The sequence below is a fragment of the Sphaerotilus montanus genome (assembly GCF_013410775.1).
Taxonomy (GTDB): Bacteria; Pseudomonadota; Gammaproteobacteria; order Burkholderiales; family Burkholderiaceae_C; genus Sphaerotilus; species Sphaerotilus montanus.
The window spans coordinates 838,383-852,446 of the sequence record NZ_JACCFH010000001.1 but is presented as its reverse complement, the minus strand read 5'-3'; the positions used below and the strand labels follow the sequence as shown (position 1 = coordinate 852,446).

11 protein-coding genes are annotated in these 14,064 nt (G+C 69.3%); all 11 read right to left on the bottom strand.

Annotated elements, in window-relative coordinates; genetic code table 11:
- Window positions 1-11: 11 nt before the first annotated feature.
- On the bottom strand, window positions 12-2,072 hold the full coding sequence (locus BDD16_RS03695; RefSeq protein ID WP_179632701.1) for a TonB-dependent receptor: 2,061 nt from the start codon (window positions 2,070-2,072) through the stop codon (window positions 12-14).
- Between the two features lie 186 nt (window positions 2,073-2,258).
- The gene (locus BDD16_RS03690) at window positions 2,259-3,167 is read right to left on the bottom strand and encodes a DMT family transporter (RefSeq protein ID WP_179632700.1); all 909 of its coding nucleotides are present in this window, start codon (window positions 3,165-3,167) and stop codon (window positions 2,259-2,261) included.
- Window positions 3,164-3,628, bottom strand: a complete 465-nt coding sequence (locus BDD16_RS03685) for a MarR family winged helix-turn-helix transcriptional regulator (RefSeq protein WP_179632699.1) — start codon at window positions 3,626-3,628, stop codon at window positions 3,164-3,166. The genes BDD16_RS03690 and BDD16_RS03685 overlap by 4 nt, the downstream gene beginning before the upstream one ends.
- Before the next feature lie 35 nt (window positions 3,629-3,663).
- Window positions 3,664-5,460, bottom strand: a complete 1,797-nt coding sequence (locus BDD16_RS03680; RefSeq protein WP_179632698.1) for an acyl-CoA dehydrogenase family protein — start codon at window positions 5,458-5,460, stop codon at window positions 3,664-3,666.
- 17 nt (window positions 5,461-5,477) lie between these two features.
- Window positions 5,478-6,236 carry an ABC transporter ATP-binding protein gene (locus BDD16_RS03675; protein ID WP_246332458.1) on the bottom strand — a complete coding sequence of 253 codons (759 nt, stop codon included), beginning with the start codon at window positions 6,234-6,236 and terminating at the stop codon, window positions 5,478-5,480.
- Between the two features lie 4 nt (window positions 6,237-6,240).
- Window positions 6,241-8,019, bottom strand: coding sequence for a branched-chain amino acid ABC transporter ATP-binding protein/permease (locus tag BDD16_RS03670; RefSeq protein WP_179632697.1), 1,779 nt, complete (start codon window positions 8,017-8,019; stop codon window positions 6,241-6,243).
- 3 nt (window positions 8,020-8,022) lie between these two features.
- On the bottom strand, window positions 8,023-9,060 hold the full coding sequence (locus tag BDD16_RS03665) for a branched-chain amino acid ABC transporter permease (protein WP_179632696.1): 1,038 nt from the start codon (window positions 9,058-9,060) through the stop codon (window positions 8,023-8,025).
- Window positions 9,061-9,117: 57 nt separating this feature from the next.
- Window positions 9,118-10,275: an ABC transporter substrate-binding protein gene (locus BDD16_RS03660; protein ID WP_179632695.1), complete on the bottom strand. Its 1,158-nt coding sequence runs from the start codon at window positions 10,273-10,275 to the stop codon at window positions 9,118-9,120.
- A 98-nt stretch (window positions 10,276-10,373) separates the two neighbouring features.
- The gene (locus BDD16_RS03655; protein WP_179632694.1) at window positions 10,374-11,144 is read right to left on the bottom strand and encodes an SDR family NAD(P)-dependent oxidoreductase; all 771 of its coding nucleotides are present in this window, start codon (window positions 11,142-11,144) and stop codon (window positions 10,374-10,376) included.
- Between the two features lie 70 nt (window positions 11,145-11,214).
- Window positions 11,215-13,104: a feruloyl-CoA synthase gene (locus tag BDD16_RS03650; protein ID WP_179632693.1), complete on the bottom strand. Its 1,890-nt coding sequence runs from the start codon at window positions 13,102-13,104 to the stop codon at window positions 11,215-11,217.
- Window positions 13,101-13,928, bottom strand: a complete 828-nt coding sequence (locus tag BDD16_RS03645; protein WP_179632692.1) for a crotonase/enoyl-CoA hydratase family protein — start codon at window positions 13,926-13,928, stop codon at window positions 13,101-13,103. Before BDD16_RS03645 ends, BDD16_RS03650 begins: the two co-directional genes overlap by 4 nt.
- Window positions 13,929-14,064: the final 136 nt, after the last annotated feature.

Below are 14,064 nucleotides of genomic sequence, written 5' to 3'. Positions count from 1 at the left end.
GATCGGTGGGTTCAGAGCTTCACGTTCAGCGACAGGTAGGCCGACCGCCCGGGCGCCGGGGAGTACATCGGCTGGTCGGCACCGCCCCAGAAGAAGTTGTCGTACCAGACATACGCATAGGCCCGGTTGGTCAGGTTGCGGACCTGGAAGTCGATGCTGACCGTCTTCGTGAGCTGGTGCCGCACGCTCGCGTCCAGCACGGCGAAGCCTCCATGCTTGCCCTTGGCATTCAGGTCATCGATGAAATAGCTGCCCTGCGAGCGGGCTTGCACGCCCAGCCGCCAGTCTGGCGTGGCCTGGAAGTCGACGCCGAGGTTGGTGATGTGGCGCGGGGTCGAGAAGACCTCCTTGCCGGCCAGAGACGCCCCACTGGCGGTGTAGGCACTGACGACCTTGGCCTGCTGCAGCGCGTGCGAGAACGTGACGCTCCACTGGCGGTCGAGCTGGCTGTTGACCTGGACATCGAGGCCCTTGCGGCGGGTCTGGCCGAGGCCCACGGTCGTGCCGGTGCTGGGCATGTTGGCCACCTCGTCGGTGGCGTCCTGCTGCCAGGCGGCGATGCGTGCTTCGGTGTCCGGGGCGGGCCTGAACTTGACCCCGATTTCCTGCCCGGTGTTGAGGGAGGCGCCGTAGTTCGCCTGACCACTGGTCAGGTACGCCGGTTCGCGCGAGCCGGTCAGCACCTGGATGGTCTTGCCCCAGTTGGCGTAGAGCTGGGTGTCCGGCGTCACGCTGTACACGGCGCTCAGCTTGGGCTGGTGGATCCAGCCGTAGCGCTGCAGAGGGGCGGACACCCCGGTGGTGTTGAGCCGTGTGTCCCCGGAGAACTTGTCCATGCGGAAGGCCGGGATGACCTTCAGCGCATCGTTGACCTGGACGATCGCCTGGACGTAGGCGCCGATGTTGTTGAAGGTGTAGGCGTCGTCGTTCTGGACCCGGGCCGGGGTGACGGAAAAGTCTGTCGGATCGCTGTAGTTGAAGCGGTGGCGGATGTACGCGTTGTGCTGGCGCTCGATGTTCAGTCCGCCATCGACCGTCAGGTCTGCGCTGGCGCGCCAGGTCAGCGTGCTCGTCAGGCCGGTCTGCGTCTCGTCCCATAGGCGGCGCTGGCGGGGGGCATTGCCCGTGGCGTAGCTGGTGAACGTGATGCGGCGGTCGTCGGTGTAGCGGTTGTGGTACAGCCGACTGCTGAGCGTCAGGTCGTCCTGGACCTTCCAGTCCAGGTGGGCCGCGAACTGCTGCATGTCGCGCTCGTCACCGTCATGGGCGTTCTTCGAGGGCGACTGCGTGCGGCTGGCGGCCACCTCGGCCGCGGTCAGGTAGCCGGCCTCCTCGGCCTCGTGCTGGTAGACCCGGGCGGTCAGGCCTGCACGCAGCCGGCTGTCCTCGCTGGTGTGGAACCACTTGCCACCCAGCGAGAACTTCTTCGACGCGGCGTGGTCCCGGTGACCGTCCGACGCTTGCCAGGCGGCGAAGTAGTTCTGGGCGAAGCCATCCGCTTCTCGTCCGATCGCCACCTGGACCTCCCGCGTGTCGAAGCTGCCGTAGGTGACGCGGCCGTCGCTGTAGTTGCCGCCGCGGCGGGTGACGAAGTTCAGGTTGCCGCCGATGTTGTGCAGGCCATGGCGGGGATCGTTCGTGCCACGGACCACCTCGATGCGCTCGACCTCCAGCGGGAACACCATGTCGATGAACCGCTGGTTGCCACTGTTGACGTTGCTGGGGATGCCGTCGATCAAGGTCTTGATGCCGTTGATGTAGCCCTCGCCGTTGAAGGCCCGGAAGGTGGCCTTGCCGGACTCCGCGCCCATGCGGGTTTCGGTCAACTGGATACCGGGCATCTGTCCGAGCAGTTCCCAGCTGGTCATGACGTGTTTGTCCTCGACCTTCTCGCCCCCCAGGATGTCGACCGAGGTCAGGATCCGCGTGGTCGGGACCGGCCCGGGGCTGACGCGGATCAGGACTTCGCCGAGGTGGGTGGTGGCGTCGCTGGCGGAGGCGGTCTGGCCGAGCGTGGCGAGCGCAGCGGAGATGGCGAGCGGGAGGGTCTTGGCCTTGATCTTGAACGGCATCGGGTGTTCCTGGTGGCCAGGGGCCGACGTTGACAGGGCGTGCAGACCTGACGGCGCCGGCCCTCGCTGGGTGCTGGGAGTGGGTGCTCGTCAAGTTTACATTAACGCAAATGCGTTTGCATTTGCGTTTAAGAACGAGGCCGAGGCCAGGGTTGCCTCATGGGCTCGTGGCGCGGGGGCCGTCGGTCATCGGCGCGCCAGCCACACCCCGGCCACCGCCACGACCATCCCGACGACGCCTGTCGGGCTGAGCGCCTCGCCGAACAGCGCCCACGCCACCACCGCGGTGCAGGGCGGCACCATGTAGAACAGGCTGGCGACGTTCACCGCGCTGCCGGAGCGGATCAGGACGTTCAGCAGCCCGACCGCGCCCAGCGAGAGCACCAGCACCAGCCACCCCAGCGCGAAGACGAAGGCGCCGGACGACCAGTTGATGCCCCGGTCTTCCGTCGCCCACGCCAGCGCGCCGGTGACCAGCAGGCAGGGCAGGAACTGCGCCACCGCACCAGTGCGGAAATCAAAGCTGGGGCAGTAGCGCTTCTGGTACAGCGTGCCCGCCGTGATGCCCAGCAGCGCGACCAGCGCCGCCGGCAGGCCGGGCAGGTGGACGATGTGCCTGAGGGTCTGCAGATCAAGCCCTGCGCCCGCCAGCCGCGACGACAGCACCAGCACCACGCCGACCAGCCCGAGCACGAGGCCCAGCCACTGCTTCGGCCGCACCGCCTCGCCCAGCACCCAGCCGGCGCCGACCGCGGTCAGCAGCGGCTGCAGGCCGACGACGAGGCTCGACACGCCGGCCGGCAGTCCCTGCGAGATGCCGGTGAACACGCCGCCCAGGTAGACCGCGTGCACCAGCAGCCCGGCCACCGCGAGGTGTCCCCAGGCGCGTGCACCCTGCGGCCACGGCGCCCGCACCCACAGCGCTGCCACCGCCATCAGCGCGACGACGAAGGCATAGCGTGTGGCCAGGAAACCCAGCGGCGGCGCGTGCGGCAGGCCGAGCTTGGCGCCGATGAAGCCGGTGCTCCACAGCAGCACGAACAGCAGCGGGGCATGGCGCACCCAGCCCCTGGCGGGTGCAGCGGCGGCCGTCATGCGGGGCGGTGCCTGGCGATCTTGTCGAGCAGTTCGATCAGCAGCGCGCGTTCGGCGCGGCTGAGGCAGCTGTCGAGTTCGGCTTCCATCGCCGGCGTCTTCGTGGCGATCTCGTCGGTGAGCGCTCGGCCTGCGTCGGTCAGCATCACGTGCTGCGAGCGGCGGTCGACCTCGCTGCGCACGCGCTGGAGCATGCCCCGGTCCTGCATCCGGTCGAGCAGGATGGTGAGGTTCGGCGCGGACAGGGCCAGCGACTGCGCGAGCTGCTTGGGCGTGAGCTGCGCATTGGCGGCCAGCAGCATCAGCAGCGAATACTCGACCGGGCGCAGGTCATAAGGCTGACCGAAATGCTTGAGAAAGGTGACATGCGTGGTCACGCGCGCGCAGGCGAGGTGGTGGCCGACGACACCATCCAGCACGCCCTGTGCCGGGCCTTGTGGTTTCTTGGAACTGCTGCTCATGGCCGGATGATGCCCCTTCCGGGACGACGGTCCTGTCACCCCGGGATCCAGCCCAGCGCCAGTGTCGCGTCCGCCACACGCTGCCAGCGCCAGCGCGCCGCGGGCAGCAGCCAGGTGCGGCCGTGCTGCGTGACGGTGAGCAGCCAGTCGCGCCGCGCGGTGTCGTGGTCGGTCAGCGCGGCGCGGGCCAGCCGCGCCCAGCTCCACGCCAGCAGGCTGTGGCCGAGCGCGTGCAGGTAGTCGTCGGCGACGAGGAAGGGCCGGTCCGGCGCCGCCGCCCGGCCGGCCTGCAGCTCGGCGGTGGCGGCGACGATGGTCTCGACCTCGTCGGTGAGCGTGGCGGCCCAGGTGCGCAGCGTGCCGGCGGCGTCGTCTTGGGCGGCCAGCAGCGTGTCGATCTCGACGCGGAACACGTCCAGCAGCAGGTCCAGCCGCTGCGGCCGGTCCAGCACCTTGCGCATCAGCAGGTCGATGGCCTGGATCTCGTTGGTGCCTTCGTAGATCAGCGCGATGCGGCTGTCGCGCACATGCTGCTCGATGCCCCAGTCGTGCACATAGCCATGACCACCGAGCACGCCGAGGGCCTCGTTGGCGCCGTGGTGGCCGAGGTGGGTGAGGAAGGCCTTGAGGATGGGCGTCAGCAGCGCCACCAGGTCGTTGCGCTCCTGGCGCACGGTGGCGTCCGGGTGGTGCTCCGACTCGTCGAGCAGGATCGCCGTCCAGTACGCCATGACACGCGCGCCCTCGCACTGCGCGTGCAGGTCGAGCAGCGTGCGGCGCATCGCGGGGTGCCAGACGATCGGGTCCGGTCCCTTGTGCGCGGGATCGGCGTCGGCCGGACGATTCGGGGCGCGCAGTTGCAGCCGCTCGCGGGCGTAGGCGGTGGCGATCTGGCAGGCGGCTTCCAGGTGGCCGAGGCCTTGCATCCCGACGTGCAGCCGCGCCGAGTTCATCATCAGGAACATCGCGGCCAGCCCCGCGTTCGGCTCGCCGAGGATCCAGCCTTCGGCGTTCTCGAAGCGCATCTGGGCGGTGGCGCTGCCCTTGATGCCCATCTTCTTCTCGATGCCGTCGCACCACGCGCCGTTGCGCCGGCCGTCGGGCATGAACTTGGGCACCAGCACCAGCGTCAGGCCCTTGGTCCCCGCGGGCGCGCCGGGCAGGCGGGCGAGCACGAGGTGGACGATGTTGTCCGTCATGTCCTGGTCGCCGCCGGAGATGAAGATCTTCTGGCCGGTGACGGTGACCGCCGCGCCGTTGACCACCGGCGCGTCCGGATCGACCGGCTCGCAGCGGGTGCGGGTCAGGCCGAGGTCGCTGCCGGCCTGCGGCTCGGTCAGGTTCATCGTCGAGAGCCACTCGCCGCTGACGACCTTCGGCAGGTAACGCGCACGCAACGCCGGCACGGCGTTGTGGCGGATCGCTTCATACGCGCCGTGCAGCAGCCCCGGGTACATGGTCCAGGCGTGGTTGGCCGAGACGAGCATCTCGAACAGCGCCGCGTTCAGCAGGCTGGGCAGGCCCTGGCCACCGTCTTCCGGGGCGCAGGGCAGCGAAGGCCAGCCGCCGTCGACGAACGCCTTCCACGCCGCAGGGTAGCCGGCGGGTGTCTTCACCGCGTTGGCGTCCCAGCGGCAGCCTTCGGTGTCGCCGGTGCCGTTGATCGGCGCGATGACCTCAACGGCAAAGCGGCCGGCCTGCTCCAGCACCTCGCGGGCGGTGTCGGCGTCGAGGTCGGCGAAGTCGGGCTGGGCGCGCCAAGAAGCCGGCGCGTCCAGCACCTGCTCGATGACAAACTGCATGCGCTGCAGGGGCGGGGTCCAGGTGCTCATGGCGTGTTTCGCGGGGCTTATTTCTTCTGCGCGCCGAGGTAGGTCTCGATCACGCGGGCATCGCCGGCCAACTCGCGCGCCGGGCCTTCCAGCGCGATCGCGCCGGTCTCCAGCACATAGCCGTAATCGGCGACTTCGAGCGCGGCGCGGGCGTTCTGCTCGATCAGCAGGATGCTCACGCCAGTCTCACGCAGCCGGGTGATGATGCGGAAGATCTCGCGCACGATCAGCGGCGCCAGGCCCAGGCTCGGCTCGTCGAGCATCAGCACCTTGGGCTGGCTCATCAGCGCGCGGCCGACGGCCAGCATCTGCCGCTCGCCGCCGGACATCGTGCCGGCGTGCTGGTCACGGCGCTCCTTGAGGCGCGGGAACAGCGTGTAGACGTGGTCGAGCTGGTCGCGCCACTGGCCGTTGCCGCTGCGCATCTGGCGCCAGCCGCCGAGCACGAGGTTGTCCTCGACCGTCATGGTCGAGAACAGCTCGCGCTTCTCGGGCACCAGCGCCAGACCCGCCATCACGCGGTCTTCCAGCGTGACGTTGGCGAGGTCCTGGCCGTCGAACAGCACCTTGCCGGTGGACGGCAGCACGCCCATCAGCGCGTTCAGCGTGGTGGACTTGCCGGCGCCGTTCGGGCCGATCACGGTGACGACGCTGCCGGCGGGCAGCGTCAGGTTCAGGCCCGAGAGCACCTCGGCCTTGCCGTAGCCGGCGTGCAGCCCGGTGACGGAGAGCAGGGCCGGGGCGGTGGCGGTCTTGGTCGTGGAAGTCATCGTCATGGTGTCAGTGCTCCGTGCCGAGGTAGGCGGCGCGCACGACCGGGCTGGCCTGCACTTCGGCCGGGGTGCCCTCGATCAGCTTGGTGCCGAACTCCATCACCACGATGCGGTCGGTCAGGTTCATCACGAAGTCCATGTCGTGTTCGACCAGCAGCAGGCTCATGCCCTCGCCCTTGAGCTGGCGCAGCACGGTGGCCAGCGCCTGCTTTTCCTTGTGGCGCAGACCGGCGGCGGGCTCGTCCAGCAGCAGCAGCGCCGGGTCGGTGCACAGCGCACGGGCGATTTCCATCATCCGCGCCGGGCCGAGCGCCAGGTTGCCGGCGAGTTCGTGCATCTGGTCCTGCATGCCGATGCGCACGAGCTGGCGTTCGGCCTCGCGGAAGAGCTGGCGTTCCTCCGCACGGTCCAGACGCAGCATCGCCTTGGCGGTGCCGGAGGTGCTGCGCAGGTAGCCGCCGAGGGCGACGTTTTCCAGCACCGTCATGTCCGGCAGCATCTTCACGTGCTGGAAGGTGCGCGACATGCCGCGGCGGGCGATCTCGCGCGAGGACAGCGCCGAAACGTCCTCCCCGCGGAAGCGCACCTGGCCGGAGGTCTTGGAGAGCACGCCCGACACGAGGTTGAAGGTGGTCGACTTGCCGGCACCGTTCGGGCCGATCAGGCCGACGATGTCGCCAGTGCGGATCTGGAAGCTGACGTCGTTCACCGCAACCAGCCCGCCGAACTGCTTGCGCACCTTGTCCACGTCCAGCAGCAGCTCGCCCGCGGCCGGCTTGCTGCGCTCGGGCAGCGGTGCGGCGTCGGCCCAGTCGCACACCCGCTGGCGCGAGGGCAGGAAGCGGTCGAACAGCTTCTCCAGGTGCGGCCAGAGACCTTCCGGCGCGTACTTCAGCACGATGACCAGCACCACGCCGAACACGATGGTCTCGTAGTTGCCGCTGGAACCGAGCAGGCGCGGCAGCCAGTCCTGCAGCTGCTCCTCGACGATCTTGACCAGCGCGGCCCCCGTGAAGGCGCCCCAGACATTGCCCACGCCGCCGAGCACCGCCATGAACAGGTACTCGATGCCCTTGCCGAGCGCAAACGGCGAGGGGTTCACCGTGCGCTGGAAGTGCGCGAACAGCCAGCCCGAGATGGACGCGAGCATGGCGGCCAGCACGAACACCAGCACCTTGTAGCGGTAGGTCGAGATGCCCATGGCCTCGGCCATCGTCACGCCGCCCTTGAGCGCGCGGATGGCGCGGCCGGTGCGCGAGTCCAGCAGGTGGACCACGCCGACCGCCGCCAGCAGCGCGACGACCCAGATCACGTAGAAGTAGCTGCGCCCCGACGCCAGGCTCATGCCGAACAGCGTCATCGCCGGCACGCCCAGGATGCCGTCGTACTTGCCCAGCCAGTCCATGTTGGACATGGTGTAGTAGAGCGACAGCGCCCAGGCGATGGTCGCCAGCGGCAGGTAGTGGCCCGACATGCGCAGCGTCACGGCGGCCAGGATCAGCGCCACGACGACCGTGATCGCCAGGCCGATGAACACCGTCAGCCAGGGCGAGATGGCGTAGTTCACCGACAGGAAGGCCGCCGTGTAGGCGCCGACGCCGACAAACGCCGCCTGCCCGAAGGAGGTCAGGCCGGCGACCCCGGTGAGCAGCACCAGGCCGAGCGAGACGGTGGCGTAGAGGCCGATGTAGTTGAGCTGGGTGATCCAGAACTCCGGCACCGGCAGCACTGGCAGCAGGGCCAGCAGCGCGGCGAAGAACAGGAACCAGCGAGTGCGTGCCGCCACGGGTCAATCCTCCTCAGTATGCGGGTCACGCAGCGAACGCCACAGGAGCACCGGCAGGATGGAGGTGAACACGATCACCTCCTTGAACGAGCTGGCCCAGAACGAGCCGAACGATTCGAGCAGACCGACCCCGAGCGCGCCGACCAGCGCCATCGGGTAGCTCGCCAGCCCGCCGAACACGGCGGCGACGAAGCCCTTCAGGCCGATCAGGAAGCCGGAGTCGTAGAACACGGTGGTGGTCGGCCCGATCAGCAGGCCCGACAGCGCGCCGATGAAGGCGGCCATCGTGAAGCTGAGGCGGCCGGCCTGCACCGTCGAGATGCCCATCAGGCGGGCGCCGAGGCGGTTCACGGCGGTGGCGCGCAGGGCCTTGCCGTACAGCGAGCGCTCGAAGAACAGCCACAGCAGCACGATCAGCGCGGCCGAGGCCAGGAAGATGATGACCGTCTGGCCCGTCAGCATCAGCGGGCCGGCGTTGAAGCGCGCGTCCCAGAAGCTCGGGTTGCGGTAACCCTCGGCGCCGAAGAACAGCAGCCCCACCCCGGTGAGCGCGAAGTGCACCCCCACCGACACGATCAGCAGCACCAGCACGGTGGCGTCCGCCAGCGACTCGTAGGCGAGCCGGTAGGTCAGCCCGCCCAGCGGCGTGACGATGGCCAGCGTCAGCAGCGCCTGCACGACCAGCGGCAGGTTCAGCGGTGCGGCGACCATGGCGACCGTGGCGATGACCAGCGGCAGGGCCAGGGTCAGCACGGCGCTCTTGGCCACCAGCCCGGCCGGGCGGCGCTGGCGCAGCCCGTGGACCGCTTCGACCACGGCGGCCACTGCCGCCATGATCAGCAGCAGCCAGACGGTGCCCGGCACCTGGCCGGTCTGCAGCACGGCCAGCGTCAGCGCTCCATAGGCGACAAATTCGCCCTGCGGGATGAAGATCACCCGCGTGACGGCGAACAGCAGCACGGTCGCCGTGGCCAGCAGCGCGTAGACCGCGCCATTGGTCATGCCGTCGAGCGCCAGGATGCTTGCAATCGAGAAGTCCATCGGAGGGGGTTCCGGTTCAGGTGGGGGCGGCGCGACCGGAGCCGCGCCGCAGCAGGCTTATTCGACCTTCCAGTCGCCGTTGACCACCTTCAGGATCACGCCGGTTTCGGTCGTGAAGCCCCAGTGGTTGTCCTTCGCGTAGGTCAGCACGCCGTGGGAGACGACGGTGCGGCCCATCGTTTCGGTGGCGTCCTTCAGGGCGGCGCGGAACTCGGGGGTGCCCGGCTTGGCCTTCTTCAGCGCCATCGGGATGATCTTTTCCAGCACCAGCGCGGCGTCATAGGCATGGCCGGCGAACTGGTTGCGCGAGCCGGCGCCGTTGGCCTTCTCGAACTTCTGCACGAAGTCGGTGGCGACCTTCTTGGACGGGTGGTCGTCGGGCAGCTGCTCGGCGATCACGCAGGGGCCGGAGACGACGTAGGCGCCCTCGACGTCCTTGCCGCCGATGCGCATCAGGTCGCGGGTGGCGGCGGCGTGGGTCTGGTAGACCTTGCCCTTGTAGCCACGCTCGATGATGGCCTTGTGCGGCATGGCCGCCCCCGATCCCGAGGCGACGATCAGCATCGCGTCCGGGTTCGCGGCGGTCAGCTTCAGCGCCTGGGCGGTCACGGCGGTGTCGGTGCGGGCGAAGCGCTCGGTCGCGATGACCTTGATCGGCAGGCCCATGGCGGCGGCTTCGGCCTGGAAGTCCTTCAGCCAGCTCTCGCCGTAGGCGTCGGTATAGCCAAGGAAGCCGACGGTCTTCACGCCGAGCTTCTTCATGTGGTTGAGCATCGCGTGCGACATCACCGCGTTCGACTGCGGCAGGCGGAAGGCCCAGCTGTCCTTGCCGGCCTGGAGCACGGCGGGGGAGAACATGAACTGCGGCGTGCCGGCCTCGGCCACGGTGTCGGACATGGCGATGGCCACCGGCGTCGCGGCCGAGCCCATCACGATGTCCATCTTGTCGGTGACGAAGCGCTTGGCGTTCTGCACGCCCTTGGTCGGGTCGGAACCATCGTCGAGCACGACCACGTTGAGCTTTTCCCCGCCGATCGACGCCGGCCACAGGCTGATGCCTTTCTGCATCGGGATGCCCAGGCCGTTGGCCGGGCCGGTCAGCGGCAGGCTGATGCCGATGTTGATGTCGGCCCATGCCGCGCCCGAGGCCGCCCACAGCGCGGCTGCGGCGACCAGGGTCTTGAGAAGCGTCGGGGCGTTCTTCGTGGGGGTCATGTCTTCCTCCGGGGGTCGGTGGGTGGTGGCAATGTGCCGTTGAGAAGGATCAAAATCCATGCGTATATTCCCGACCGACTGGTCGGTTGATCGGGAGATCACCGTGGCGCCATCCGCAGTGCGCCATCCAGCCGGATCACTTCGCCGTTGAGGTGGCCGTTCTGGACGATGTGCGCGGCCAGCGCGGCGAACTCGTCGGGCTGGCCCAGGCGCTTCGGGAAGGGGATCGATGCCGCCAGCGACTGCTGCACCGCTTCGGGCAGCTCGTTCATCAGCGGCGTGGCGAACAGGCCCGGCGCGATCGTGCAGACGCGGATGCCCCACTGCGCCAGATCGCGTGCCAGCGGCAGGGTCATGCCGACCACGCCGCCCTTGGACGCCGAGTACGCCTCCTGCCCGACCTGTCCGTCGAAGGCGGCCACCGAGGCGGTGTTGACGATGACGCCGCGTTCGCCCGAGGTGCCTTCCAGCGGCTCGGCCTTCGCCAGCCGGGCGGCGGCGAGGCGCACGACGTTGTAGGTGCCGATCAGGTTCACGCGCACGACGCGCTCGAAATCCTCCAGCGGCGCGGGCGAGCCGTCGCGCTGGATCACGCGCTTGGCGCTGCCGATGCCGGCGATGTTCATGACGATGCGGGCCGTGCCATGGACGGCTTCGGCGGCGTCGAGCGCGGCGGTGACGCTGGCGCTGTCGGTGATGTCGCAGCGCAGCGCGAGCCCGCCGATGTCCTGGGCGACGCGCTCGGCGCCGGCCTGGTTCACGTCGAGCACGGTGACCCTGGCGCCCAGCCGGGCGAGTTCGCGGGCGACGGCCTCGCCGAGGCCCGAGCCGCCGCCGGTGACGATCGCTGCGTGTCCTGAGATCTGCATGGGGTGGTGTCCTGCGTGGGTCCCCGCTGGCGCGGGGATGACGGGGTGGGTTGGAGGAGGGCGGGGCGGGTCAGCGGATGGGCAGGATGACGAACGGGTCGCTGTCCCGGCCTTCGTAGAGCGCTTCGACCAGCGCAGCGCGGTGCAGCAGCACGGCGCGCTGGTTGATCGAGCCCTTGTCGGTGACCTCGCCCTTGTCGATCGACGGCGGCTCGGCCATGACGTGCATCCGGGCCGGGCGGTTGGCGCTGCCGGTGCCGGCGCGCCAGAGCTGGTCGGCGACGCGCTGGAAGAAGTCGCGCACGGCGGGCGTGTGCATCAGCTCCGGCACGGGCAGCGACTCGGCCTCCAGCCCGTCGGCGGCGGCGAGCTTGCGGCACTCGTCGACGCGCGGGAACACCAGCAGCCCGATCTCGTCGCGGTTCAGTCCGGCGACGACCACATCCTGGATGCAGGGCGCACCGGCCAGCGTGACCTTGGCGCGCAGCGGGCCGACGCTGACGAAGGTGCCGGTGGAGAGCTTGAAGTCCTCGGCAGTGCGGCCATCGAACAGCAGGCCGCGGGTCGGTTCGGCCGGGTCGATGAACTTCACGGCGTCGCCGGTGCGGTAGTAGCCCTCCCCGTCGAAGGCCTCGGCGGTCTGTTGCGGGGCGCGCCAGTAGCCGGGCATGACGTTCGGGCCGCGAAAGCGCACCTCGGTCTTGGCCGTGTCACCCGCGCCGTCCGGCACCAGCTTGACCTCGACACCCGGCACCGGCAGCCCGATCCAGCCCGAGCGCACATCGGTGCCGACCGCGAAGGTGCAGGACGGCGCCGTCTCGGTCATGCCCAGGCCGGTGATGATGCGGATGCGCTCGCCGACTTCGGCCTCGCCATGGGTGTCCAGCTTGTCCCAGACCGCCTGCGACAGACCGGCTCCCGCGAACATGAAGGCCTGCACGCGGGCGAACAGCGAGCGGCGCAGCACCGGGTCGGCGTCCATCGCGAAGGCGATTTCCTCGAAACCCTTGGGCACGTTGAAGTAGATCGTCGGCGAGACCTCGCGCAGGTTGCGCAGCGTCTCGGCCATGCCCTTCGGGGTCGGCTTGCCTTCGTCGATGTAGAGCGTGCCGCCGTTGTAGAGCACGAGGCCGACGTTGTGGTTGCCGCCGAAGGTGTGGTTCCACGGCAGCCAGTCGACCAGCACGGGCGGCTCGTCGGCGAGGAAGGCGAGGCACTGGCGCAGCATCTGCTGATTGGCGCACAGCATCCGCTGCGTGTTGATGACCGCCTTGGGCAGCTTGGTCGAGCCGGAGGTGAACAGGAACTTGACGATGGTGTCGGGGCCGACCAGCGCGTGGGCGGCGTCGCCCGATGCGGCGGGGACGGTGGCCAGCAGCGCGTCGAACGGGGTGACGGTGCGGTCGTCCAGCGTGCCTTCGGTCAACACCACTTCCACATCTGCGCCGAACACGGCCGAGATCGCCTTGCCGAAGGCCGGCGAGGCGGCGAAGACCAGCCCCGGCGTCACCGTCTCCGCGATGTGGCGCAGCTTGCCGTAGTCCTGCGAGATCAGCGAGTAGGCCGAGGACACCGGCGTCACGGGGATGCCCGCCCACATCGCGCCCAGCACCAGTGTCAGGTGTTCGAGGTCGTTGTCCGAGAGGATGGCGATCGGGCGCTCGGCGGACAGGCCGCGCGCCGTCAGCGCCTGGCCGACGGCGCGGGCGCGCTGCAGCATCTCGGCGTAGGCGATGCGCCGCCAGTCGCCGCCCTGCACACGCTTGGCGACGAAGGTGCGGTCAGGCGCTTCGGCGGCCCACTGTTCGAGCGCGTCGGTCAGCCGCGGCGGGAACCAGCCCAGCGCCTCGGTGGACCGCAGGCGCTGCAGGCCGTCAGTCCCCGTGTCCAGCACGGCTTGCGTGCAGCCGCCGACGCGGGCGTCGCGGTAGCGGGCGGTGGAGTTCGCGGCCGTGCTCATGACTGCTTGACCACCTTGCCCGCCCGCCCTTCGAGGAAGGCGCGCAGCCGGTCCTGGGCTTCGGGCGTGTTGCTGGCGGCCGCGGCCATCAGCGATTCGGTGAACAGGCCTTCCGCCGGGCCCATCTCGACGATGCGCGGCAGCGCGTGCATCACGGCGAAGGCGGTCATCGGGGCATTGCCCGCGATCTTGCGGGCCAGCGCGATGCCCTTGGCCAGCCCCTCGCCATCGGCGGTGCGGTAGTTGACGACGCCGTAGCGCTCGCCTTGGTCAGCGTCGAAGACGCGGCCGGTGAGCATCATGTCGGTCATGCGCGCGGTGCCCATCAGGCGCGGGATGCGCACCGAGCCGCCGCCGCCGACGAAGATGCCGCGCTGGCCTTCGGGCAGGCCGAAGTAGGCCGAATCCTCGGCGACACGGATCTGGCACGACGCGGCCAGCTCCAGCCCGCCGCCGACCACCGCGCCGTGCAGCACCGCGATCACCGGTACCTTGCCAAACTGCACCGCGTCAAACGCTGCGTGCCAGCCGCGCGAGTGCAGGATGGCGCCGTGGATGTCGCGCTCCACCAGCTCCGACAGGTCCAGCCCGGCGCAGAAATGGTCGCCCGCACCGCTGACCACGACGGCGCGGGTGTCGGCCGGCAGGTTGACGAAGGCGGTGTGGAGTTGCGCCACCAGCGTGTCGTTGATGGCGTTGCGCTTGGCCGGGCGGTTCAGGCGGACCTGCGTGACCGGGCCGGATTGCGAGATCTGCAGCAGGTCGAGCCCGGCCAGCAGGCCCGTGGCCGGGACGAACGAGGAGTCGGGGGCGGGTGAAGTCATGGCGTGAGGAGCGGCAGAAGCGGGGAAATTTGATTAACAAATATAAGTAGTTGTGCGTCCCGAGTGCTCCGTGATTACCCTTTGCTGCACTGCATCACGGTTTAAATCATTCCTGTTTTGCGGGTATACCCTGATC

Coding starts and splice junctions, on each gene's coding strand:
- BDD16_RS03695 (WP_179632701.1), bottom strand. CDS start 2,072: ATGCCGTTCAAGATCAAGGCCAAGACCCTCCCGCTCGCCATCTCCGCT.
- BDD16_RS03690 (WP_179632700.1), bottom strand. CDS start 3,167: ATGACGGCCGCCGCTGCACCCGCCAGGGGCTGGGTGCGCCATGCCCCG.
- BDD16_RS03685 (WP_179632699.1), bottom strand. CDS start 3,628: ATGAGCAGCAGTTCCAAGAAACCACAAGGCCCGGCACAGGGCGTGCTG.
- BDD16_RS03680 (WP_179632698.1), bottom strand. CDS start 5,460: ATGAGCACCTGGACCCCGCCCCTGCAGCGCATGCAGTTTGTCATCGAG.
- BDD16_RS03675 (WP_246332458.1), bottom strand. CDS start 6,236: ATGACGATGACTTCCACGACCAAGACCGCCACCGCCCCGGCCCTGCTC.
- BDD16_RS03665 (WP_179632696.1), bottom strand. CDS start 9,060: ATGGACTTCTCGATTGCAAGCATCCTGGCGCTCGACGGCATGACCAAT.
- BDD16_RS03660 (WP_179632695.1), bottom strand. CDS start 10,275: ATGACCCCCACGAAGAACGCCCCGACGCTTCTCAAGACCCTGGTCGCC.
- BDD16_RS03655 (WP_179632694.1), bottom strand. CDS start 11,144: ATGCAGATCTCAGGACACGCAGCGATCGTCACCGGCGGCGGCTCGGGC.
- BDD16_RS03650 (WP_179632693.1), bottom strand. CDS start 13,104: ATGAGCACGGCCGCGAACTCCACCGCCCGCTACCGCGACGCCCGCGTC.
- BDD16_RS03645 (WP_179632692.1), bottom strand. CDS start 13,928: ATGACTTCACCCGCCCCCGACTCCTCGTTCGTCCCGGCCACGGGCCTG.